Raw genomic sequence first — 24383 nt, forward strand, 5'->3', positions numbered from 1 at the left:
ATGAAAGCATATATTGTGTTCGTTGCCTTAAGCCTAGCTGTCGTGGGCGCATCCGCCCAGCACCATCACGATATGAAGATGAGCGATACCACAAAAAAGAATATGCGCATGAACAGCACCAAACCTATGGTTATGGATGGTATGGATATGGGCAATATGAAAATGGATACGTCCATGCACCATATGATGATGACGAGCCAGTTCTCGCGCGATCTCCCCATGAACCGCGACGGTTCGGGTACCTCATGGGTGCCTGACGAAACTCCACTGTATGCCTACATGATCCATGGTAAAAAATGGATGAGCATGGTACATGGTAGCTTTTTTGCGCGGTATAACAACCAGGACCTGTTTAATTCGGGCAAGAGAGGTGGCAGTAACAGGATTGATGTACCCAACTGGCTTATGTTCATGACCCAACGAAAAGTAGGCAATAATGGGCTGTTCTCCATTAATACCATGTTCTCGTTCGATCCCTTTTTGGTGGGCAACGGCGGTTATCCCCTCCTGTATCAAACCGGCGAATCATACCAAGGACAAAAATTGGTCGACAAACAGCACCCGCATGATCTCTTTGCTGAGTTGAGTATAGCTTATACCCAGCGCGTGGCTAAGGATGCTGACCTCTATCTCTCGTTCGGCTACCCGGGAGAGCCGGCTTTAGGTCCGCCGGTGTTTATGCACCGCCTTTCGGCCATCAATGACCCCGATGCGCCGCTTGGTCACCATTATCAGGATGCTACACATATCACCTTTGGTGTCGCAACATTGGGCTTCCGTATCAAAAATGTAAAGCTTGAAGGATCCATATTTACCGGCCGTGAGCCGGATGAGCACCGCTATGATTTTGATAAAATGCGGTTTGACTCATACTCGGCCCGTTTATCCTATAATCCATCCAAAGAGTGGGCCGTGCAGGTATCAGACGGATGGATCCACAGCGCGGAAGAAGCTGAGCCGGGGCAAAACGTCAACAGGTTCACTGCATCAGCCATCCATACCAAAATGCTAAGCAAAAACAGCTATGTAGCAACTACACTGGTTTACGGACAAAACCATTATTCGGACAATCATAAAACGCAGCCGTCCGTTTTATTGGAGAATACTTTACAGCTCAATAAAACCGCTGTTTATGGCCGATATGAATTTGTGCAAAAAGACGCCGAAGAACTGGACATGCACGATGCCTACCCGCTTAACCCCAACTTTAATATCAATGCTTTAACCCTGGGAGCAACCCGTATTTTAAGCAGCTTCAAAAACACCAATGTTACCGGCGGCGTACAGGCTACGCTCAATGTTTCACCATCGGCGTTAAAGCCGATTTACGGTAGCGTACCTATTGGCTTTGAAGTTTATTTAAGGATAAGCCCTGCATTGATGAAAATGTAATGATCCCTAATTTTTCGAATTACGACCAAGTATAAGAATTGGAATAATCCATAATTGCAATAACGTGCTTTTGGAATATCAAACACAAGAAGAGGCCCGGATTGCAGCAGCAAACCGGGCCTCTTTGTGTGTATTCGTAAAATTCGACTTAATTCGAAAATTAGTGCCGATGATTATTTAAGTGTAATACCTGTTTTACCCATAGTACCACCATCAGCATAAAGCATAATGGTATAAGTGCCTTTCTGGAATGGCAGGGTTGGGTTTATCCAGTCGATGGTGTATTGTGTGCCATCATCCTTAAAATCAATGGATGTTTTGTAGGTGTATTGCAGGTCCTGGCCATCGGCGCTGAAAGTTCCTGAATCAGGTGCTGTGATCAGGTTTCCGGTTGGATCAATGACGCGTACATAAATATCATGCATAGTTTTTGTAGCCAAAGTATTGCTGGCCACAGTGAAGTTGATCTTCAGTTTTTTGGCTGGGTTTGCACGGGTTACGTCAACCTCTTTTCCGCTCCCTTTTATTTTATAGGCCACCACATCCGAAGTTGCAAGCTTGAGAGCCTGGGCTACTTTTACCTTAGCACCAAGATCCTCATTTTGTTTGGATAGCGTATCCACCTTTTTGGCAACCGTTGCCAAATTGGTTTTTAAAGTGTCCCTTTCGGTGGTGAGCGATGTGTTCTGTTTTTTGAGCTCATCAATGTCGGCAGTATACTTGGTTACAAAATAACGGAGTTGTTTTACATCCTCCTGTACTTTGGCAAGTTCTTGTGCGGTAAGTTTACCTTTGGCCAGTTTAGCCCTCAAAACTTTAATGGTAGATTTTAACGAATCGTTTTTGGCGGTTAGTGCCGCGGTCATCTTGGCTTTGCCTGCAGTGACCTGTTCAACCTGCGATTCAAGACTGTCGAGCTCGGTTTGCAGCCTTGTTTGCTCATCATGCTGATAAACTATTTTTTTATCGGAGTTGTTTTTTTGCAGGTACAGATACACATCGGTACCCAATAAAGCAAGCACTACTACAATAAGAAAATAAATGACGTTTGAGTTTTTCTTAGGTTGTTGTTGCCCAGATTGGTTTTCCATAGCAATTAAATGTTAAGTTTTAGCATAGTTAAGCAAGTGGTATAACAAAAGCTTAGCTATAGTGTTTAGTTTTTAACGAAATATCAACTGTTAATTGATGTAAAGCGCTTTCCTGCAAGTATATACAGATGCGTTTATCCTTAATGGTTAACATATTGAACGTTAAAACACTAAAAATATGATTTTTTAAAAAATTATTACATCAATTGTTTTAGGCGTTGAGCTAAAATAGCTACAAAATGTTTAAAACACAATAAGGCTTCAATTTTTATACTTCATAATAAACCTGCTACGTTATGAGTTTATATCTTTGCAACTTTCAATTTAATTCTATTTGATGCATATATACCAACGGTTCATACTCCTGATTATAATCCTGTTTACAAGTTTAACAGTTAATGCGCAGCCGGCCGATCTTGTACCGGCACCGGTTGATGTAAAAATGCAGCCTAAGCGCGAATTCAGGGGAGTATGGATAGCCACCGTGGTTAACATCGACTGGCCAACCAACTCCAAATCCCCTTCAGAAAAGCAGAAACAAGAGCTTATAGATATACTAAACTCGCACCAGGAAACCGGGATCAATGCGGTTATGCTACAGGTGCGGCCCGCTGCCGATGCATTTTATGCCAAAAGCCGTGAGCCATGGTCGAAATATTTAACCGGTAAACAGGGCCAGGCCCCAAGCCCTAACTATGACCCGCTTGAATTTGCCATCACCGAAGCACATAAACGCGGCATGGAACTGCACGCCTGGTTTAACCCTTACCGTGCTACTTTTGACGGCAACTTTGCAGCGCTTAGTCCGCAGCATATTACCAAAATAAAGCCTGAATGGTTCTTTACCTACGGCGGCATTAAAACTTTTAACCCCGGCCTGCCCGAAGTGCGTGACTATATTGTACAGGTAATACTGGATGTTGTAGATAATTACGACATAGACGGCGTACACATGGACGATTATTTTTATCCCTATCCAATTGCAGGTCAAAAAATAAACGATGAGGAAACATTTAGAAAGTACGGCGAAGGTTACGATAATATTAAAGACTGGCGCCGCCACAATGTGGACCTGCTGATACATATGATTGCCGACAGCGTTCATGCGCATGATCCTAACATCAAATTTGGCGTAAGTCCTTTTGGCATCTGGGCTAATAAAGCGCAAAATGAGGAAGGTTCCGAAACCAATGGCGGTTCCTCATATTATGAAAACTACGCCGATACCCGCAAGTGGGTAAAAGAAGGCTGGATAGATTATATCAATCCGCAGCTTTACTGGCAGATAGGCAACCGTGCTGCCGATTTTCAAAAGCTGCTCGACTGGTGGGGCGACAATACTTATGGCAGGCATTTGTATGTAGGCCAGGCGGCTTACCGCATCAATGAGCGCAAAGTTCAGGCTTTCAGAAACCCGGCTCAGCTACCTCAGCAAATAGAACTTATTCGCAACAACCCAAGGGTTCAGGGCAGTGTTTACTTTAGTTCCAATTCGCTCACCAGCAACCCGCTTGGCTTTACCGACTCGCTCCGCGACAATTATTATCAATACCCTGCACTGCCGCCGGTAATGCTATGGCGCGATTCGATACCGCCTAACGCCCCTCAACAGGTTACGGCCAAAGCCGTAGGTAAAAGTGTAGCAGTGAGGTGGCTTACTCCAACTTTAGCTAAAGACGAAGAGCCGGTTTACGGCTATGTGATCTACCGCTTTAACGATGGTGAAAAGATAGACATCGACAATCCTAAAAACATTCTCAAAATCAAATATGATCCCACGCTTGGATACGACGATAATACTGTTATTAGGGGTAAAACCTATTTCTATGTAATCACAGCATTAGATAGGATGAAGAATGAGAGTGAAAGGTCGCCAACAATAGCGGTCACGGTTCCATAATACGTTAATATCCCGTTGTCATTTCGAAACGAGGAACGAGTGAGAAATCTCCTATGCACTATATCAAGCGGCTATGCAAGGCGTTTAAGCCGGGTATATAATTTCTCTTTCGCCCAATGTTCAGCCTCTCTCTGCTCAGTCAGGAAATGACACAATTTATACCTCAATCAACCCTTTGTCCTTCAGTTTATTGAGGTAGATATCGATCTCACTATCACCCATGCCAAAAATACTTTCATTTTTCCAAAAGGCGTGGTAAATGGCCGTTGGGGTTTTAGCGCCGCCCTTATAAATATCCAGTAGTTTTTGTTCGATATAGCTCAACCCGTCCGCATTGGTTTGCATCCGTTTAAGGTGTGCCTGTAGTGCGGGCTTAAGCAGCGGGAGGCCGCCCCAAAAGGTATTTTCATTGAGCCATTTTTCTAACCCGGCGAGGTCATTATTAACATATAGCCTCCAGGCATCAGCGGCCAGGCCGAGTTCCCATTCGTTCAGGCGCTCGCGGGCATCATACAATTCTTCAAATTGTTCGCCGGTTAATTCGCCCAGGCCTTTCTTATTATCAAACTGAACACAATCGGCCAGGCAAATGAGGTAAATGGCCGGGGGCGACATATCGGTTTTCAGCGAAAGCATTTCCAATACGCCCAACAGGTTTACCTGGCAATGCAAATCAAATTCAAACCACAGGTTAATCTCGGTATACCGGCTGTTTAGTTTGCCAAGCTCATCTATCACTTTATGCTGATATTCATCTGCCGGGGCATCGAATGTTCTCCCAATCCAATCGCGGCGTGCGCTCCAGAAACTTCCTGAAAGGATATTTTCCTGTAAAGGGCCTTCAGAAAACATCTCGCGCCAAACCATAACATCCCCGTCGAGTCCGGTTTGATCAAAACCATCTAACGCGGCATCGCCATTTAATATATGCAGGATAGCGTTCATGAAAGCTAAGTTATAAATAAAACCAAGGCCTTTTCTAAAGGGAAGTTTGTCAATCTTAATTTTAAATTCAGATTGCAAAAGTAGGCCGGCTTATGATACAGACTGGTGTTTTACATGCCGTTACGCGGTACCCAGGCCTGGCTTTTAATGAGCCATTTACCGCTCACTATCCTTAATACGAACGAAAAGGCCCCCTGTTCTTCAAAATGCTCACCGTTCACAAGGCCGGTATATTCAACAGGAGCTATGAGGTAAACTATTTCGTCGGTTTGCTGAAAAGTTTTGATACGCTGCAAATCGACTTTAAAATCCCTGATCTTAAAATCCTTAACCGCTTTTTGTACCGAATTTATCCATTGCACACCGGCCAGTTGCCCGTTCCACGAAAAAGGAGGCTGTTCATCGGCCACTACGGCATTAGGAGCATAAAGATCGGATACTGCTTCGATACTGAAAGTGCCGGAAGCTTTTATTACCGTTTCAACAACCTGGCGTACCTCGGGCTTTAATTTAGCTACCGTATCGGCAGGCAGCATCATTTTTGCCGAAGCTGCAATACCAGGCAAACTGCTCATAAACATGCACAGGCATAAAAGGGGTAGTAAATGCTTTTTCATGATCTTAACGATTTCACACTATGCTATTAAAGCCGTTCAATATACGAATAAGCCACTGTAAAAATACTTTTTGATCGCTATTGTTTCAGCTGCAATTAAAAAGAACTATCGGATACTGAATACTTATTTCTTGTTGTTCATGTAATCAATGGTCATATTACACAAGGCTTTTACACCTAAACTAAAGCCGCTTTCATCAATATAAAAATCGGGTGTATGGTGCGATGGTGCTTTCAGCGGATCGCCCCCCTTTGGCATACCGCCCAAAAATATGAACAAGCCCGGTACCTTTTCCTGGTAAAAGCTAAAATCTTCGGCGCCCGTTACAGGGGGGCGCAACAACACATTAGCGGCACCGGCAGTTTGCTGCAGGCTCGGCAGCATTTTTTGAGTGAGCTCAGGGTCGTTATAAGTTACTGGATAGTGGTTGCTGTAGGGTATTTTTACCGTAGCTGTAGCTCCCTGTGCTTCGGCAGTTTTAGTGGCTATTTCTGTTACCCGCGCAATCAGTAATCTTTCGTCGGCAGGGGTGAAGGAGCGGAGCGTACCCAGCATCTCAACAGATTCGGGGATAATGTTTGAGCGGTTGCCTCCCTTTATGGCACCAATGGTAACCACTGCCGGGTTTTCGGTTATATTGATATTGCGGCTCACTATGGTTTGCAGGTTATTGATGATCTGGACCGAGGTTACGATAGGGTCAACGCTCGACCATGGATAAGCTCCGTGGGCCGACCGCCCTTTTACGATGATCTGCATATCATTAACCCCCGCCATGGTACCACCTGGACGATAGGTAATTTTACCAACCTCTGTTTGCGAATTAATGTGCAAACCAAAAACCACATCCACTTTGGGGTTTTCCAGCACGCCCTCTTTTACCATTTGCTCTGCCCCGCCTTTCTGACCGGGTTCAACGCCCTCTTCGGCGGGTTGAAAAATGAATTTTACGGTTCCGTGCAAGTCTGCCTTCATTGACGATAGCACCTGCGCAACCGCCATCAGTATGGCCATGTGCGAATCGTGCCCACAGGCATGCATCACGCCAACCTCCTGTCCGTTATAAGTAGTTTTTACTTTAGATGCAAATGGCACAGGTGTACGCTCAATAACCGGCAACCCGTCCATATCCGCCCTCAGAGCCACAACCGGGCCCGGATGCCCGCCTTTCAACACCCCAACCACACCGGTAGTGGCTATGCCTGTTTTTACCTCAATACCTAATGATTGTAAATGTTTGGCGATAATGGCCGAAGTGCGTACCTCATGGTTACCCAGTTCGGGATGTTCATGAAAATCACGCCGCCAGGTTATTACCTGTTCCTGCAGGGCATCGGCTTTGGTATTTACCTGTGTACGTAAGGCATTTTTTTGAGCTATAGCTTGCAGCGCACACACACATAGTGATAAAATAAGGCTTGCTTTCATACGGGTTGTTTGGAGATAGTAATATAAGCACAATAGTTTAAATATGGTAGATTGAGAGGCACCGGCTATGAGCCACAATCAAAAAAGCAGGCAAGCACGATTCTTTTTATGCGAGTACATAGCCGTTAACTCAGGGCTAAAAGGGGGTTAACAGGGTTAACACAATTTCGATTTTTAATATATAAAATACTAACAATCAAACATTTAACAAAAACACAGGGTTACCTAATTCGTTGATGAACCGGAGCCGGGTAGCCGTTAACTTAAGGAAGAAAAAGCGCAGAACTGCGTAGCTCCCATTAAGAAGCTTATGTCCGTTCAAAAACGGAATTAAGTCAAGAAAATCGCTTTTAACCACATGTGGATTGAAAAACAATAAATGAGAAATTTTGACACTAATTTTTACGTATTAATCAAATTACACGAATTGAATTAAGTTAAGATTTGTGTAATTCGATTAATTGTAGAGAACTTGCAATGCATTAGTGTAAAAATTTCTCAGTATGAGATTAGTAAAACAGATCGAATTATTTTAAACGCGATTTCCCTGGGAATTAAGTCCCATATTTTACTACCCTCCAACATTTTTATTACCTTAAGCCCTCATATCAACAAAATATCTTTAAATGGCACTTTTAGGCAATTTAAGCAATTACAAAAATCTTGGACTTCTGGTCATCCGCATCGGGTTGGGTATTATGTTTATCTATCATGGCTATCCCAAACTAATGGGTGGTACCCAAAACTGGAAAGATATTGGCGAATCAATGAAATATGTAGGAATCCATTTCTGGCCTGTAGTTTGGGGATTACTTGCAGCTGTTACAGAATGTTTTGGAGGCTTTCTGCTGATCATCGGGCTGGCATTCAGGCCGGTTTGTATCCTAATGCTTATCAACCTTATAGTTGCGGCCTTAATGCACCTGGGTACCGGCGACGGGCTGGGCGGTGCCGCTCATGCCATTGAAGATGCTGTTACGTTTGCCGGTTTAATATTTATTGGGCCGGGGAAATATAGTGTTGATAAAAAATAATTACATTAATTTAATATTAAAGCAACCATCTCCGCTATTATCAATTAAATATTTATCAAATACCGTTAAAACACCTATTGCTACGAAACATATTGATATCATATATTTATAAAAAATATATCACAAATCAATATGAAAAAACAATTATTATGGGGCATGCTGCTGTTAATGGCAGGGTTTAGCTCGTGCCAAAAGGACTCTTTTAAATCCGTTAATGATGAAAACGGTAAAGGCAAAAGCACTAAGGTAAATGTGGTGCAACACGATTATGTAGATCTTGTATTACAGCCGCGACAACCAGGTGTAACCTACGACACTTACAAATGCGTTTTTTCGGGAACAGAAATTACAGTAACTGGCTCAGCTTCATGGAGTACTATAAAATACCCTACGCTTACCAACGGTGTACCCGCTTTTGGACTGGGGTACTCTGCACCCTATCCTAATACGGTAACTTTTTACACCTCTTATGATGAAGACTTTTTTACCCTTTCTATTGCAACGGTATCGGTACCCAATATCACGGCATTGCATGACGATATTCAGAAATATAACCATGCAATAGATGTCTGGAATGCAAAGAATTCCGTTGATCCGGCATTTTTCCCGCTTAATCCATATCCGTTATCGTATGATTATATTAAACCCACGTACACCGACCCCAATACCGGTATGGTAAATGTAACAGGGAAATTAATCAGGGTTACTACGGGATCACATTTGGCTCTGGCTCCTGTGGATTACCCAACGCCTGCAATTGCCCCTCCATCCTCTGCCAATCCGATATTTCTTGGAGGTGTCTCTGACCCTCTTAATCCCAATAAACTCTATCATATATACGGAGTTAGCGGCAATATAACAAAGCTAAATGCGAGCGATGGCAAATCAGCAACAGGAACTTACACGGCGACAGGAAATCAATTTATATTTAATGTCAATGTAACTATTGTCAGGACAGATGGTACCACCTTTTCCTATATAGGACAAACTATGGATTTATCGTAATTCAAACAAACATGCCCGGTGAAATACCGGGCATGTTTGTTTAAATTAGTCTATGAACATTATTTATTCATCGCTTCTCCCAACTGTTTCAAATAATTCTCATCAATATCACCGCCTCCCGATGCTGACATAAACTTGTTCAATTTATCGGCATCAGCCGCAAAGGCTTCTTTAAGCGCCTTCTTTTTCAATTGAAGTTTAACAGGTTGTCCGCCATCTTTAATAACATAATAAAAATTCTGATCTATATACTCATCGTAGTTATTTCCTGTTGAGGCAATGCCATTTGTCGAAAAATCGGCCTTATGGAATTTGGTAGCAACATCTTTATATATTTTGTATTTAGGGCCATCAGCAATGACTTCAACATAGCGTTGTAGCGAAATAGCAGGCACCTTCACAAAAACATGGTTGCTAACCTGTTTATCAAACAATACGAATGATTTAAAGCTGTTACCGTCTATCTGAAGCACGGTGTTATTGTCTTTGTTCACCATTAAGCTGCCATTCATCTTGTCGTAGTTAAACAGGTAATGCGTGTTTTGCACTATTGAGTCAGCAGCACTGATCACATAACCGTGTACCCAATAATCATATAAATACCTGCTGCCCTGAGTAGCTTCCTGACGCGTAGTCACTGATACAGTACCATTTCCGGTCGCGTTCATGGTGTTAACCCGTGAATTGAACGTATCAAAATTTTGAACTATAGACCTTTTGATTTTTGTATCGCTATTTGCTCCCTCATTTTTTCCTTCTAAAACAATGTTATAATTGGCTTTATTGTCCGGACTAAACGTATATTCTTTATGGCCACCGGCAATTACAACGATTTTTGCCTCAGGAGCGACCTGCATGTTGAACGCTCCGGTTGAGTCAGCATAAGTAGCATTCTTATGTTCCACGTCAACCAAAAAAGCATAGGGCACATGTTCACCCTGCTGATCATTTACTACACCTTTAATGTTTTGTGATTGTGCAAAGCTGTTAGCGCCAATAAATAAGGCCAGCGTTGAGGTTAGGATTGCTTTCATATTTTATTTTAGTTATAGATGCTTTAAAATAGGATGATATTATCAAATATAAAAATTCAATTGTTGTTGTTTAAACAAACAAGCCCCACAAAATGTGAGGCTTGTAAAAGTTTGAAATAATAATATTCTTACGGTCTTGCGCCTGTGTATTTCCAAGTTTCGGTTATAGTTGTTCTTGGACTACCACCTTGTACCATAATATATTTAACAGTGAAAGAAAATCCGGTAGTTCCAGGAGTACCTGTTGCTGTTGGAGTGCTTCCGGTTGCAAGTTGAGCAGCTCTTGATGAAGAGTTAGTACCCTGCCCATAATAATTTGTTACGGTAGTAATTACATCATTAGCACCAAATGTGAAAATAGGGGCAAAATTACCGTAGTAACTTCCGGCACCATTGTTCAGTATCTGGTGTCCGTAAGTACCACCGTTCAATCCTGGATCAAACATCACCGCGGTTGTAGCGCTTTGTGTCTTCAGATACACGCCTGTCAATGGATATTTACCCGTAATAGTTCCGACGTTAGCATCACTCAACGTACCGGTAACGGTGTATACACCATCATATTTATTTTTTGCCTGTACGTTAAATAAGATTGTTTTATAGTTGCTGATTTTTTGACCGCTTGCGTCAGTAATACTAATAGGCAAAACATAATTAGCAGATAAGTCAAAATCTTTAGTAACAACATTTGCAGTGATTGAAGCAGTATTTTGATTAGCTGGAATCACCGCGGTAAGAGCGCTCAACGTAAAAAAAGTTGATGGCAGCATTGTATAAATTGTAGGATAAGTTGGCTCTGCAGTACCGCCTGTAGCATCGTTAGCTGCTGCAGTACTATCAGCTTTGTATTGAGCTATATTCTTATCGTTGTAAGCTTTCAATGCAGCCGGATCTAATGCTAAAGTTACCGTTAGATTGCTTTTAAGTGGTTGTGGCGCCGCAAGGTTAACAACTATAGAAATAGGTTGTGCCGCGGCTTGTATAGGCAATGCTACAGGTGTAAGTTTTCCAGCACCCGTGTATGCAGATAATGGCAACTCCACTAAAGCTCCTACTTTACTAAAATCTGTGTAGTTAGCTTCATTTTTCAGACATGAGCTAAAAAGCACAGTCAGAAAAGCCAGTACCGAGTATAGGGTTATATATTTCTTTTTCATTTCTTTTTAGATTAAAAGTCAGTTTAATATTTCGCCCAAAATATTTTCGACGTAAATTGATTTATACTTCCCTGCGCCTGAACATTAACAGCGTTTTGAGAATACTCAGAAGAAGGATAAAGGATTCTGCTTGGTATAACTTTAGTAGTTACACCTGTATAAATTGAAACCGGAGGGTTAGGAAAACCAGTTCTTCTATATTCGTTGTAAGCTTCAAGGTTACCATAACCATTTAATGAAACCCATTTTTGAACAATGATTGCCTGAATTTTATCGGTTGACGAATTCCATCCAACGTTTGTAGTAGCCTGTTGATAATAGGTAGTAGCCTGAGCTGCGGTCAAACCTGCATAAACAAATGATGCGGTGATACCTGCCTCGTAAAGAGCCTGAGCGCTAAGGCTGGAAGTAATAATTCCTCGTTGAACCCCTTCTGCCTGTAAAAATAAGGCTTCAGCAGCAGAAAGAACCACGGCGTTCATAGATGGGTTTTTCAACAAACCTATATTATTAGAGGCATTGCTTCCATAAAGATCAACCCTACCAATATTACTTGCGGTGACTGGAACAAGTGTACCAAACACGTTACCCACTACACTACCATTTGAAAGTGGCTGGTAAAATGCAGTAGCTCTTGGGTCATTATTGTTGTTAAGGAATTTAACGGCAAAATCTCCGGCAGTAATATTCGGTGCAGCGTTAGAGCCAGCCTGGTTAGCGCCATATCGTTCCCAGAAAGGGCTTTGCTTAGAATCAATATTAGTGTAACCTGGGTTTACAGTAGCATCTTCACCAGCTCCAAGGAACCCTTCTGATAAGTTATTGGCCATCAAAGTTTTGGCTGCCGCCGCATCTATAACATTTGGAACCTGCCTCATTACCAAACGTAGCTTTAAGGTATTGGCAAACTTTTTCCATTTGGTCATATCACCTTTAAACATTACGTCTTCCGAAGCTTTAGGCGTTACTGCAACAGAGGCGTCGGCACCGTTTATAGCGGCAATAGCTGCATCAACTTTTGCGATCAGGCTTTTATAGATATCTGTACCCTTGTCATATTTAGGGGTAAGTCCTTTTGCCCCTTGAAAAGCATCGCTATAAGGAACATTATTATAATTATCAACCAAAATCTGGAAGTTATAGGCCTCCATAACTTGTGCGATAGCTACATAATAAACCTGCGACTTATCTGCAGATGCCTGTTTAATGATATAATCGTAGTTAGCCAGGTTCAGGTAATACGGAGTAAATACCTGGTAATCGGCTGTGGTGTAGTTATAGGTAAGCAATGAGTTGCTTGGAGCGTAACCCGCAGCCGGCGACCAATACCCCATCAAATACCCTTCAAGCGTAAAACCTGTATTGATGTTACGGGCCGTTGTTGTTAATGCACCGGTTAATACTAACGCAGGTGTAGCAACAGTTGGCTGGTTAGGGTTTACGGTTTGGTCAAGAAAACTTTTCTTACAACTGCTAAGCGTGGCAGTAAGTAAAATCAGTGAATATGCTATATATTTTTTCATGATTATACAAATTAAAATTTAACTGTAAGGTTAGCACCGTAGATCCTGGTAGGCGGCGTTTGATTTTCGTTGGTTGTACCTACAGCATTCGAATTATCTATGCTATACTCAGGATCTGTCCATGGGTTGCTCTTAGGCCTGAACAATAACAAGTTACGACCCACTAAGCCAAATTGCAAGCCTTTAATAACCTTTTGACCTTTGATGAAACGGGTTAAATCAAAGTTTAAAGCAACCTCCCTTAATTTCCAGAATGCAGCGCTGTTTACATAAGTACTGGTAGCATTGTAATATGCAGAGCTTGTCCAGAAGCCAGAGTTACCATCAGGAATTGAAATACTGGTATTAGGAACATAAGTATTAGGACCTGTTTGAATAACTGAGTTAGGATAAATAAAACGCTGACGGCCGGCAGTTGCAGATACATAAGAAGTACCTGTAAAGTTTAAGGCCTGACCTACTATGTTATTGATAAAGTAACCACCACGATATTCAGCAACGGCCGATAATGTAATGAATTTATACCTCACTGCTGTATTAACACCCAAAATTGTTTTTGGAGCAGCATTACCCAAAGGCACTACACCTGCGGTTAAACTTGGTAAGCCGGTTGAAGCGTCGATAATAACATGGCCCTGAGGATCACGTACCAGGTCAGAACCTTTAATATAAGGGAATGGCTGACCAACAATAGCATAGCTATTACTTGCAGCACCACTGTTATATAATAACTGGAATTCGGTAGTGCCTTCTTGTAAGGATAATACTTTGTTACGCAATAAAGCTAAGTTACCACCTAAATCCCATGAAAAGTCAGTTGATTTGATCAACGAGCCTTTTACTTCAAACTCAAAGCCTTTGTTTTGTACTTCACCTAAGTTTTGTACTGCTGATGAATAACCAGAAGCAGGAGAAATAGCTACAGGGAATGTTTGGTTTTTAGTGTGTGTATTATAGTAAGTTGACGCAAGGTAAAAACGGTTGTCGAGGAAGCCTAACTCCAAACCATATTCCTGCTCATATGAAAGCTCTGGTTTAAGGTTAGGGTTATTCAATTTTGAGCTTAATGAAAGCGCCGGTGTTGAACCGAATGGGGCACCTAAAGTACTTGCAAATACATTTTGTAATGAGTATGGATCAATATTTACCTGACCAACTTTACTATAGCTTCCTCTTACTTTGGCATATGATAACCATTTGTTGTCTTTCAATGCAGGGATAGCATCGGTTAAAACAACAGTTAATTTAGCTGATGGATAGAAGAATGAGCGATTTGCACTTGAAAGTAAAGAGCTCCAGTCATTACGACCGGTTACCTCTAAAAATGCCCAATCTTTGTAAGATAAGTTCAAATCAGCAAATAAACCGATAAGGTTTTTCCTGAATTCGCCTTCCCCCGCCAATGGCTCACCTGTTCTGTAGCTTAAGTTATAGAAATCTTTAATAAGCAAGTTGTTGGAGCCGTTTGATACGTACTTAACATATTGCGTATTGATTGAATTTCCTAATAATAAGTTGCCGGCAAAATCACCGATTTTGTGTTTAAAGGTTAAGAAAAAGTCACCTTGTAAACGAGAGTAACCATTACCACCATCGCCAAAATAATCAGCATCGGCTACGCTACCTGGTTTAAATTTAACCTGAGAAGCGATATTGTGGGTACCTCCCGGATCGCTTAATGCATACGGACTAAAATCAACTTCGGCGTTGGTAGCCCTATATTGTTGCCATCCGTAAGATGCAGACACTTTATAAGAAGCATCAAACCATTTGGTTGGAGAAACCGAGAAAGTAACGTTACCTACTAACGCGTCTTTCCTGGTTACCTGGCGTGAGTTTACTGTTTGCCAGTAAGGGTTTGGATAATAAGAGTTATAGTAACCGTTTACATCAGAATATTTATCAGTAAGGTTTTGATATTTCCTTAAGTCAACGTTAGCTTGCTGGTTAAGTACGTTCCAATAAACACCTCTTCCCTGGAAAAAGTCGGGACCTGCTACGTTAGTATTTGTACGGGTGTAACCAATTGAATAATCGGTTTTGAAGATACCGAATTTTCTCATAGCCGCCACTCTAAGACCTGTTCTACGATTCCTATCATTCGGAACTACACCTTTAGTATAAACATCCTGAGCAGACATGTAAAAACTACTATTTGCATCACCTGTTGAATACGAAATATCATTTTGCTCGGTTAAACCGGTATCAAAAAAAGCCATACGAGGATCTTTGCCTGTTGAAGCATAAACACCTTTTTGCTGGCTGCCATCTGCTGTTGGTAAACCGATATCTACAGTAGAGCCATCGTATTTAGGACCGTAAGACTGGTTTTCGTAAGGAACATAACCGTAGAAACCAGTGTTAGGATCGATCACCTCACCTGCGCCACCACCAAATTGCCTTTGTAATTTAGGGAAGTAAGAGAAGTTTTCGATTTGAGTAGTGTTACTGTAAGTAATGGTTGGAACACCAGAACCACGTTTGGTAGTTACCAAAAGCACACCGTTTGAACCTTCAGAACCATAGATTGCTGACGCGCCTGCACCTTTCAGTACAGTAACGTTATCAATATCGTTAGGGTTGATCTGGTTAAGGAAGTTGCTTGATACCGGCGTACCGTCAACAACAACCAAAGCCTGGTTGTTACCGTTGATACTTCTGTTACCACGTAACACGATACGAACGTCGGGGTTAACACCGTTATTCACAGTGTTGATCTGCAAACCGGCTACTTTACCGGTTAAGCCGTTAGCAATGTTGGTTACTTTTGATTCGGTTAATAATTTGCTGTCAACAGTAGTTGAAGCATAACCAACCGCACGTGCTTGCTTTTGAACGCCGTAAGCCGCCTGCACAACAACCTCACCTAACTGCCTGCTGGCGCTAACCAACACAACATTGAAAGTAGAACGCTGAACTGAAGAGATTTCCTGGCTTTCGTAGCTGATAAAAGAGAAAACAAGGACCGCATTTTCCGGGATACTTAGAGAAAATTTACCGGCTGCGTTGGTTTGGGTCCCGATTGTTGAACCCTTTACTTTTACTGTTACCCCAGGGATGGGAAGGCCGTCATCTTTGGCCGTAACTGTACCAGTAACTGTACGATTTTGCGCGAATACTTGCGTCATAGACAACACAAGTAAGCACAAACTTACGAGTAGAAGTTTTTTCATTTCGTTAATAATAAGATCAGTTAATAGTTAATTAATCATAAAAGTAATGTTACGTTATCAAAAAGTCAAGTAATTTCTTTGAAAACGTCATTTTTTTTTCAAAAAGCCAAGTTTCAGCTAAAAGAATAATAATTATAGTACTATGTATTGCATAATACAATCTAAAACATATATCTTTGTATTATGATCGTCGAAAACACCCAAACCCAAATGAGGAAAGGCATACTGGAGTATTGCATCCTCTCCATCATAGCAAAGGGCGAAACATATGCATCAGACATAATTGCTGAACTTAAGAAAGCCCAACTGCTTGTAGTTGAGGGTACTCTGTATCCTCTTTTAACCCGTTTAAAAAATAACGGACTGCTCACCTATAACTGGGTGGAGTCAATTTCAGGGCCGCCCCGAAAGTACTATGTGCTCTCGGACGAAGGCCGTGCCGTACTTGAACAATTAGATAAAACCTGGCAGGAGCTGGTATTTGCTGTTCAAACAGCTATCGGCGATAGAAAATAGAAAAACCTACAAACTCACTATAATCATGAACAAAACAATTATCATAAATATAAACGGCATGGTTTTTCACATTGAAGAAGATGCCTACGAAGTGTTGAAGAACTATATGACGGATGTAAAGCGTCATTTTTCTACTTCGGCCGATAGCCTGGAGATCACAACCGACATTGAAAACCGCATTGCCGAAATGTTTAACGAGATCCTGGCACGAGACGCCAAACAAGTTATTGTTGAGACCGACGTTAAGGAAGTTACAGAACAAATGGGCAGCGTACAGGATTTTGAAACCGCCGAAACCGACGCCAAAACTGCAGGTGGCAATCCGTTTGAGTACAATACCGAACGCCGCAGGCTTTTCCGCGATCCGGACGATCACCTCATCAGTGGTGTATGCGCCGGCATTGCCAATTATTTTGACATTAACCCGGCCTGGGTAAGGTTGGCCTTTGTTATCCTAGTGCCTTTTGCCGCCATGGGCCTTGTTATATATATTATATTATGGATGGTTGTGCCGAAAGCCATAACCCGTGCCGACCGTATGGCTATGAAGGGTGAAAAGCAGGATTTGAAGGGTTTTAAAAAGAACTTTGAAGAAGAGTTGAGCACTGTACGCGAAAACCTTCAAAACTTTAAGCATGAAGCCAAACCGTTCATTTACCAGGTGCGCGATCTGATCAGCGATATCTTTGAACATCTTGGCGCCTTTTTAAGAGGTACGGGCAGTTTACTGGGTAAACTATTAGCCGCAGCCATTTTATTAACCTGCCTTGGCATGACCATAGCGCTCATAGTTTCGCTTATCGGTTTATTTGCCGCAGGTAATATGGGAATCTATAACCTGTTCCCATTCAACATCACTAATCACCAGGCTAATGGTATTTTCATGGCGAGCGGCTTTTTAGTGTTATCTATACCTTTATTAGCTATTATTTTATCAACGATAGGCTTCCTGTTTAAAAAAGCTTCATTTAACCGTTCAATTGGTACTACCTTATTATGTATCTGGTTGGCCTCGCTGGGCGCGGTTTCATACTATGGCGTAAAAACAGCGGCCAGCTTCCGTGAGGGTGGTAAGTTTACGCAAACAGTTAAACTTAAGCCAACTACAAACAACACGTATTACCTACAGCTGAATGACACCAAGTATTTAAGCAATGAGGATAGCACCCGCCTTAAAATAAATGAACGCTTTAAAGGCATGATCATTTTAGATGACGATTTTAATGGCAATGATATGCCGAACCGTAATGTTACTATCGATATCGAAAAAAGCGATGTGCCGCAACCTGTACTGGTCGAAACCTTCAGCGCCCGTGGCAGCAACCTTGAGGAAGCCTTGATCAACGCCCGCAGCGCTTCCTATCGTTTTGAGCAAAAAGATTCTGTTTTAAATTTCGATCGTCACCTGGAAATGCCTAAAGGCTTTTTATGGCGCGGGCAGGAATTACATCTAACCCTAAAAGTACCGCTTAACGCTAAGATCATCATTGATCAAAAACTCGACCGTAACATCAACTTTAACATATATGAGTGCAAAAGCGATGGTGATGGCATTACCACAGCCACCTATATCATGACCACCAATGGGCTGGAATGCAAAGTTGACCCGATAAAGGCAGCCAAATTCAAAGCAGATAGCCTAAAGGCGCTCAAACAGGAACAGGATACCTTACCGGCAAGCCCCGCCGATACAGCAAAAGCACAATAAACCATTTCCCTGTGAAAACACTTTTTAAATATATAAGCCTGCTAATTTTTAGCGGGCTTATTATACCCTTCTATTTCCTGCTTCAAACAAGCGGTAACCCGCTTTTAAACAGCAGGGTAACAAACCTCAAATCAAAGATTATTCGCCAAAATGAAATGCCAATTACCTTCCGGATTATTAAGAATATGGCAAAAAATTTAATGCCTGCATTAAAAAGTGAAAATAATCTGTAACCAACACCCCTGTTTTTGCATCTTACTATAAAAAGCAACACAGTTACCATTTCCGGGTGATCCGGCAACATAAATTTAATAATCGTTAAAAAATGGCCTAAAAGCCAGGTGGGATTGTTTTGCTAAAAATTTAAATCAAAAGCATGAATACTATGAAAACAATCGCCTATATCTCATAATTACTAAACCCTAAAAAACCGGAAAAAGCACGCCGGAAACTAAAAACACTTATTTACAAATTTTTAAAAAGGGGCAATCCTTTAACGGCATTGTATTGCCCTTACTTTTAAACCGAACTAAAAATGAAAGCTATCATACACAACATATTTTATACACTGCTGCTTGTTGCTATCAGCTGTAGTGTATCCTTTGCCCAGCAGGCCGCGCCTGCCGCCAAGGTATCCGGGGCCTTACTCAATGAACAGGGCAAACCACTTGATTATGCAACTGTAAGCCTTTTGCGCGCATCTGATTCAACCGTGGTTAAAGGAGCCTTAAGTAACGATGCCGGTGTTTATGTTTTTGACAACATAAAAGCGGGCAACTATATTATTAAAGCCACTGTTGTTGGCTATCAAAAAGCTGTAAGCAAAAGCTTCACCGTGCCTGCAAATACACCGCATGTTACAGCTCCTGCTTTAAACCTGCACACAGGCAGTACCGAATTAAAGGGAGTAACTATTACTGCTACCAAACCGCTCATTGAACGTAAAATTGACCGTACGGTAATGAACGTTGAAAACAGCGTACTTGCAGCTGGCAACACAGCCATGGAAATTTTGGAACGTGCACCGGGCGTTACTGTTGATAAGGACGATAACATCAGCCTGAAAGGCAAACAAGGCGTAACTGTCATGATCAATGACAAGCTAACCTATCTTACGGCAGCGCAGCTGGCTACTTTACTGCGTTCAACTGATGGCAATACCATTAAATCTATCGAGATCATTACCAACCCATCGGCAAAATATGATGCAGCAGGCAACTCAGGGATCATCAACATCAAATTAAAAAAGAATACACAATCGGGCACAAACGGCAGTATCACTGTAGGTGGTGCCAAAAGCAAATACTGGCGCGATAACAGCAGCCTAAACCTTAATCACAAACAAGGCAATCTCAATGTATTTACCTCATTAAGCAGGGGTGATAACAAACGTGGCCACGATATTGGCATTGACCGTATCATTACTGATTCGCTTGGCAATAAAACTTATTTCAACCAGAAATCAAGCCTGCCAAGCATCAACCATTACAACAACTATCGTTTAGGTGCCGATTATGACCTAACCCCAAAACATACTATCGGTTTTGTAGTAAGTGGTTATTCAAACAGCGAAAAAGACTTGAATGATAACCGCACAATTATCGGCAAACAATTTGGGGTGCCTGATTCATCGTTGCGCACTACATCAGATATCAGGCAAACCTATAAAAACTTTGCCCTTAACCTTAACGACAGGCTTAAGCTTGATACCAGCGGCCAGGAACTGAGCATTGATTTGGATTACTCTAAATTCAAAAACAACTCCAATGCCATGTACAATACCGATTATTTTTTACCTGATGGAAGTATACAGCATGAACCACAAATGCTGCGTAACCAAACACCTTCAACCATAAGCATCTACACCGGTAAGGCTGACTACACCAAACCGCTTACCAAAACCATCAAACTGGAAGCCGGGGTAAAATTCAGCAGTGTTAAAACCGATAATGACCTGCAAGCGCAGATCTTCAGCAACGGTGCTTATATTAATGATACTACACGTACCAACCGGTTTATTTATACCGAAAAAATTAATGCCGGGTATTTGAACCTGAATAAGCAATTCAAAAAATTCTCTGTACAATTAGGCTTACGTGCCGAACAAACCCGATCTACAGGTAACCTTATTGGTAGTACTCCGGTTAAGAGGAGCTATTTAAACCTTTTCCCAAGCGTATTCATTAACCAAACCATTAATGATAAAAACGAGGTAAGCTTTTCATACAGCCGCCGGATCGACCGTCCGGGCTATGACGACCTGAACCCTTTTGTTTATTACCTTGACCCTTACACTTATTCGCAAGGTAATGCATTCCTGAACCCGCAATACACTCAAAATTTTGAGCTTAATTATACTTATAATAAAACTATCAATGTAAGCCTTGGTTACAGTCACACAACCGATGCTATTACAGAGCTGATTTTAACAGAAGGCAAACGTTCATTTGAAACACATCAAAACCTGCAAACACAAACCGGTTACAATGTCAACATCAACACACCATTCACCATTACCAAATGGTGGGAGGGCAATGTTAACGCAACCGCGTTTTACCTGGGCTTTAAGTCGGATACCCTTGCCGGTCAAAAGTTCAATGATGGGCAATGGGCTTTCCAGGGCCGTACAACACAAACATTCAAGTTTGCAGGCTACCGCTTTGAAGTAACCGGCGATTATCAATCATCATTAACCTACGGCATTTACAAGATCAGGCCGCGCTACTCGGTAGATATGGGTGTCAGTAAATCATTCATGGAAAAGAAATTCAACATCAAAGCTTCATGCGATGACATCTTCAACATTCGCCGCAATGATTTGAGCAGCCAGGTGGTGAACAATAACTTTGTCATCAAACAAAAAAATGATACCCGGGTAATGCGCCTTACTTTTACTTATAACTTTGGTAACAGCTCCATCAAAATGCGTCAGCACCGCAGCGGCGCCGACGATGAAAAAGGAAGGGTGAAGGGGAATAATTAGTCTCGCCCCCCGACCCCCTAAAGGGGGAGCAGCTACATCGCATTTATAATTAAAAGGCCTGTTTTCATTTTGGGAAACAGGCCTTTTGTATTTATTAAGACCATGCTAATCAAAAACTCCCCCTTTAGGGGGCTGGGGGGCGAGAGCTGCTACTGCCCCACCATAAATACGGCATTACTGAATAACAACTTACCGTTTTCCCAGAAGCTGCGGAACAGCGGGTCATCAACCATATAAACTACCGAACCACGCCCCATGGGTTGTACGCCAAGCAGCAAGCCATTGTTGATCTTCTTTTTTGATTCCGCACCAACGAAGCCCGATACATAGCCATCCTTTTTTATGGTACCCACGTTCCACCCGTCATCGCCCGAAAAAAGATCGTAGATATCGTCATTCAGCTTTAACGAATAGTAATAATCAGGCAAGCCAAAGCCAAGCGGGTGAGTATTATCAAGGTTCAGCTTATAAATTGCACCCGGGATGGATTCGCTAAGCGCCAGGCGGTCACGATCTCCATATAACTTAACAGTTTTATCCTTGTCTTTTTCTTTATCCTTGTCTTCTTTTTTCTCTTCCTTACGCTTAATCAGGAAGCCTTTTTTATCAACCAGTAAGGATACGGCATTATCCACAGCTATCAGCTTGCCCCCATCACGGATCCAGTTCTGCAATTTCTCTGAAGGGAAATCTTCATAACGACCATCGGGGCAAATCACTACGTCAAACTCACCCAGTTTTGTGCGACTTAAATCCTGGTACCTTATTAAAGTAACCGGATATCCAATTTGCGCCTCAAACAAATGCCAAACCTCGCCCATAGCTTCCGAATTAACACCATCGCCGGCAATCAATGCTATTTTAGGTTGATGGATATACCTTACCGCGTCCGAACCGATATCCGATCCTTTATCAACAAAGCCTGTTGAAATAGGGATGATCTCCTGATTAAGTGATGCAGCGGTTTGAGTAACCACCTGGTCAAAATCAGCAAGATCGTTGCCTGCACGGGTAACAATTAACGAACCTGCTGTAAATTGTTTTCCCCCTGCTTCAAAAGGTTTCTCGGCATAACGCACTTTAATCTTCTTTTTAAGCAAAGCGGCCAAAAACCTCACATCATTAACCGATTGCCATGCCGATACATAAGCATAAGCATGTGTATTTACCAGCGGCTTAGGTTCAGCCACGCTCCATTCGGTACTGGCAGGTTTAAATGATTCCTTCAATCCGTAAGCTTTCAATCCATAAGCATACGGAAGCGACCATGCCGTGATGTCATATGTATTAGAGTCCGGGATAAAAGTTTTGGGCTCCAAAAGCACATGCAGTAATACTGCTTTAGGCTGATAGGCATTAACTACCAGATCGTTTGCGCCAACATTATATTGCTCCGTTTTTTGGGTAACGTAGTTAAAGCCGGTAACGGTTTTATTACCTAAGCCAAAACCATACTGGATGCCGTTGCGGCCCAGCATTTTTGCCAACGCGTTAATTTTATTATTGTTATCGTTTTTAATAACATAGGTTTTGTAATCGCCCGGGGGATTGGCCCGGCTGTTGTCAAAAAACTTTTTATACTCATCCAAAAGCTTTTGAGTATTTAACGCGGCTATTTCAAGCGTGCTTAAACTTGTTGAATGGTGATGGGCCACACGTTGCACCAAGGTAAGGGTATCGCCGCTGCGGGTAACCACAGCCAAACCGGCACTGATGCCACCCTGTTCATACGTCATGCCGATAGAGCCATTGTATAAAGGATAAGTATCGCCATATGATGGGTACAGCAAATCAAACTCGTATTTTGTAAAATACATCCAGCCGTTCTGGTCAAAGTACTTGGCATTGTTTTTACCAATGGTGATCTGGAACTGGCGTTGCCATTGGGTAATATCTTTATGGTAAGGCTCGGCAGCAGGGGCAAAGTAATAAGGTGCGTTGTAACCCTGCTCATGGTAGTCAACATGAACCTGCGGCAGCCATTGGTTGTATAAGCCTACGCGGGCCTGGGTTTCTTTTTGCTGCTGCCAGGCCCAATCGCGGTTAAGGTCAAAATAAAAATGGTTTACCCTGCCTCCCGGCCATGGTTCAACGTGCTCGCGAGATGTTGGGCTGGGATCTGGCGCAGCGCCAACTACCGAATTATAAAAATTAACATAGCGGTCGCGCCCATCGGGGTTTAAACAAGGATCGATAACAACAACCATATTTTTAAGCCAGGCCTTAGTAGCAGCATTTGCCGGATCAACCATGTCAAACAAAGTCCACATCGAAGCTTCGCTTGATGCAGGCTCGTTACCATGTACATTATAGCTTAGCCAGGTAACAACAGGCATGGCAGTGCTGCCGCCACCGCTTTCAATCCCGGCCAGTTTAAGGTTATTATGACGGATCTCTTCCAGCCTGCCAATATTTTCATCAGAAGCGATGAACATCGCCAGTAAAGGCCGGCCCTCGTTGGTAGTACCAAACTGCTGAAGTTTTACATTTTTTGAAACCGACGCAACGTATCTAAAATATTCGGCGATACGATAATGTGGAGTAAAATGCTCACCCAGTTTATAACCCAGGAACTCCTGCGGCGATTGGATCTTTTGCGCAAAGGCCGGGCAAAAAAAACTTACCAATACAAAAAGGAGTAAATGTTTTTTTATCATAAATAAATAATAGAGATATAGGAGAAAAGAGATAAGCTAATATGCAGAAAAATATTGGCAAATTGTTAGATGTGCAAATTTCAGATGTGCAGATATGTAAATGATAAATGTAATTACAGTTAGTTAAGGTAGAAGAGAACCGCACATCTGGAATTAGCACATCTATAATTTAAAATTTGCACATCTGAAATCCGCACATTTATAATCTGAAATCTGCACA

At 42.1% G+C, this 24383-nt stretch carries 16 protein-coding genes; 7 read left to right on the top strand and 9 right to left on the bottom strand.

Annotated elements, in window-relative coordinates; genetic code table 11:
* Positions 1-1392 (top strand): hypothetical protein, encoded by a 1392-nt coding sequence (locus tag ACEN82_RS23665; RefSeq protein ID WP_413321884.1) that lies wholly within the window; start codon positions 1-3, stop codon positions 1390-1392.
* Between the two features lie 173 nt (positions 1393-1565).
* On the opposite strand, the gene ACEN82_RS23670 is transcribed toward ACEN82_RS23665, so the two are convergent.
* Positions 1566-2483, bottom strand: coding sequence for a DUF8428 domain-containing protein (locus ACEN82_RS23670; protein ID WP_112656112.1), 918 nt, complete (start codon positions 2481-2483; stop codon positions 1566-1568).
* Positions 2484-2820: 337 nt separating this feature from the next.
* Here ACEN82_RS23670 and ACEN82_RS23675 point away from each other — a divergent pair, with 337 nt between their 5' ends.
* Entirely contained in the window at positions 2821-4383 is a 1563-nt protein-coding gene (locus tag ACEN82_RS23675) for a glycoside hydrolase family 10-like protein (RefSeq protein ID WP_413321883.1), read from the top strand.
* Between the two features lie 156 nt (positions 4384-4539).
* Here the strand turns inward: ACEN82_RS23675 and ACEN82_RS23680 are convergent, their stop codons facing one another.
* From ACEN82_RS23680 to ACEN82_RS23690, 3 genes are all read right to left on the bottom strand, one after another.
* Positions 4540-5328, bottom strand: coding sequence for a DUF1835 domain-containing protein (locus ACEN82_RS23680; protein ID WP_413321882.1), 789 nt, complete (start codon positions 5326-5328; stop codon positions 4540-4542).
* A 110-nt stretch (positions 5329-5438) separates the two neighbouring features.
* Positions 5439-5945 carry a Cif family virulence factor gene (locus ACEN82_RS23685; RefSeq protein ID WP_112656106.1) on the bottom strand — a complete coding sequence of 169 codons (507 nt, stop codon included), beginning with the start codon at positions 5943-5945 and terminating at the stop codon, positions 5439-5441.
* A gap of 123 nt (positions 5946-6068) precedes the next feature.
* Positions 6069-7373, bottom strand: a complete 1305-nt coding sequence (locus ACEN82_RS23690) for an amidohydrolase (RefSeq protein ID WP_413321881.1) — start codon at positions 7371-7373, stop codon at positions 6069-6071.
* A 626-nt stretch (positions 7374-7999) separates the two neighbouring features.
* Between ACEN82_RS23690 and ACEN82_RS23695 the strand changes: the two genes are divergently transcribed.
* Both ACEN82_RS23695 and ACEN82_RS23700 read left to right on the top strand, forming a co-directional pair.
* Positions 8000-8407 carry a DoxX family protein gene (locus ACEN82_RS23695; protein ID WP_090532177.1) on the top strand — a complete coding sequence of 136 codons (408 nt, stop codon included), beginning with the start codon at positions 8000-8002 and terminating at the stop codon, positions 8405-8407.
* 132 nt (positions 8408-8539) lie between these two features.
* Positions 8540-9412, top strand: a complete 873-nt coding sequence (locus ACEN82_RS23700) for a hypothetical protein (protein WP_413321880.1) — start codon at positions 8540-8542, stop codon at positions 9410-9412.
* A 59-nt stretch (positions 9413-9471) separates the two neighbouring features.
* On the opposite strand, the gene ACEN82_RS23705 is transcribed toward ACEN82_RS23700, so the two are convergent.
* From ACEN82_RS23705 to ACEN82_RS23720, 4 genes are all read right to left on the bottom strand, one after another.
* Positions 9472-10446, bottom strand: a complete 975-nt coding sequence (locus ACEN82_RS23705; protein WP_413321879.1) for a hypothetical protein — start codon at positions 10444-10446, stop codon at positions 9472-9474.
* A 128-nt stretch (positions 10447-10574) separates the two neighbouring features.
* A complete protein-coding gene (locus ACEN82_RS23710; protein WP_090532184.1) occupies positions 10575-11603 on the bottom strand; it encodes a DUF1735 domain-containing protein in 1029 nt (342 codons plus the stop codon).
* 23 nt (positions 11604-11626) lie between these two features.
* Entirely contained in the window at positions 11627-13126 is a 1500-nt protein-coding gene (locus tag ACEN82_RS23715) for a SusD/RagB family nutrient-binding outer membrane lipoprotein (protein WP_090532186.1), read from the bottom strand.
* A gap of 11 nt (positions 13127-13137) precedes the next feature.
* A complete protein-coding gene (locus ACEN82_RS23720; protein ID WP_413321878.1) occupies positions 13138-16254 on the bottom strand; it encodes a SusC/RagA family TonB-linked outer membrane protein in 3117 nt (1038 codons plus the stop codon).
* Between the two features lie 228 nt (positions 16255-16482).
* Here ACEN82_RS23720 and ACEN82_RS23725 point away from each other — a divergent pair, with 228 nt between their 5' ends.
* The 3 genes from ACEN82_RS23725 (at position 16483) to ACEN82_RS23735 (ending at position 21506) form a co-directional block, all read left to right on the top strand.
* Positions 16483-16815, top strand: a complete 333-nt coding sequence (locus ACEN82_RS23725; RefSeq protein ID WP_090532189.1) for a PadR family transcriptional regulator — start codon at positions 16483-16485, stop codon at positions 16813-16815.
* 25 nt (positions 16816-16840) lie between these two features.
* The gene (locus tag ACEN82_RS23730) at positions 16841-18523 is read left to right on the top strand and encodes a PspC domain-containing protein (RefSeq protein ID WP_090532191.1); all 1683 of its coding nucleotides are present in this window, start codon (positions 16841-16843) and stop codon (positions 18521-18523) included.
* Between the two features lie 535 nt (positions 18524-19058).
* Positions 19059-21506, top strand: coding sequence for an outer membrane beta-barrel protein (locus tag ACEN82_RS23735; protein ID WP_413321877.1), 2448 nt, complete (start codon positions 19059-19061; stop codon positions 21504-21506).
* A 149-nt stretch (positions 21507-21655) separates the two neighbouring features.
* Here the strand turns inward: ACEN82_RS23735 and ACEN82_RS23740 are convergent, their stop codons facing one another.
* Positions 21656-24163 carry a M14 metallopeptidase family protein gene (locus ACEN82_RS23740; protein ID WP_413321876.1) on the bottom strand — a complete coding sequence of 836 codons (2508 nt, stop codon included), beginning with the start codon at positions 24161-24163 and terminating at the stop codon, positions 21656-21658.
* Positions 24164-24383: the final 220 nt, after the last annotated feature.

The sequence above is a fragment of the Mucilaginibacter sp. Mucisp73 genome, assembly GCF_059491465.1.

Coding starts and splice junctions, on each gene's coding strand:
- ACEN82_RS23665 (WP_413321884.1), top strand. CDS start 1: ATGAAAGCATATATTGTGTTCGTTGCCTTAAGCCTAGCTGTCGTGGGC.
- ACEN82_RS23670 (WP_112656112.1), bottom strand. CDS start 2,483: ATGGAAAACCAATCTGGGCAACAACAACCTAAGAAAAACTCAAACGTC.
- ACEN82_RS23675 (WP_413321883.1), top strand. CDS start 2,821: ATGCATATATACCAACGGTTCATACTCCTGATTATAATCCTGTTTACA.
- ACEN82_RS23680 (WP_413321882.1), bottom strand. CDS start 5,328: ATGAACGCTATCCTGCATATATTAAATGGCGATGCCGCGTTAGATGGT.
- ACEN82_RS23685 (WP_112656106.1), bottom strand. CDS start 5,945: ATGAAAAAGCATTTACTACCCCTTTTATGCCTGTGCATGTTTATGAGC.
- ACEN82_RS23690 (WP_413321881.1), bottom strand. CDS start 7,373: ATGAAAGCAAGCCTTATTTTATCACTATGTGTGTGTGCGCTGCAAGCT.
- ACEN82_RS23695 (WP_090532177.1), top strand. CDS start 8,000: ATGGCACTTTTAGGCAATTTAAGCAATTACAAAAATCTTGGACTTCTG.
- ACEN82_RS23700 (WP_413321880.1), top strand. CDS start 8,540: ATGAAAAAACAATTATTATGGGGCATGCTGCTGTTAATGGCAGGGTTT.
- ACEN82_RS23705 (WP_413321879.1), bottom strand. CDS start 10,446: ATGAAAGCAATCCTAACCTCAACGCTGGCCTTATTTATTGGCGCTAAC.
- ACEN82_RS23710 (WP_090532184.1), bottom strand. CDS start 11,603: ATGAAAAAGAAATATATAACCCTATACTCGGTACTGGCTTTTCTGACT.
- ACEN82_RS23715 (WP_090532186.1), bottom strand. CDS start 13,126: ATGAAAAAATATATAGCATATTCACTGATTTTACTTACTGCCACGCTT.
- ACEN82_RS23720 (WP_413321878.1), bottom strand. CDS start 16,254: ATGACGCAAGTATTCGCGCAAAATCGTACAGTTACTGGTACAGTTACG.
- ACEN82_RS23725 (WP_090532189.1), top strand. CDS start 16,483: ATGATCGTCGAAAACACCCAAACCCAAATGAGGAAAGGCATACTGGAG.
- ACEN82_RS23730 (WP_090532191.1), top strand. CDS start 16,841: ATGAACAAAACAATTATCATAAATATAAACGGCATGGTTTTTCACATT.
- ACEN82_RS23735 (WP_413321877.1), top strand. CDS start 19,059: ATGAAAGCTATCATACACAACATATTTTATACACTGCTGCTTGTTGCT.
- ACEN82_RS23740 (WP_413321876.1), bottom strand. CDS start 24,163: ATGATAAAAAAACATTTACTCCTTTTTGTATTGGTAAGTTTTTTTTGC.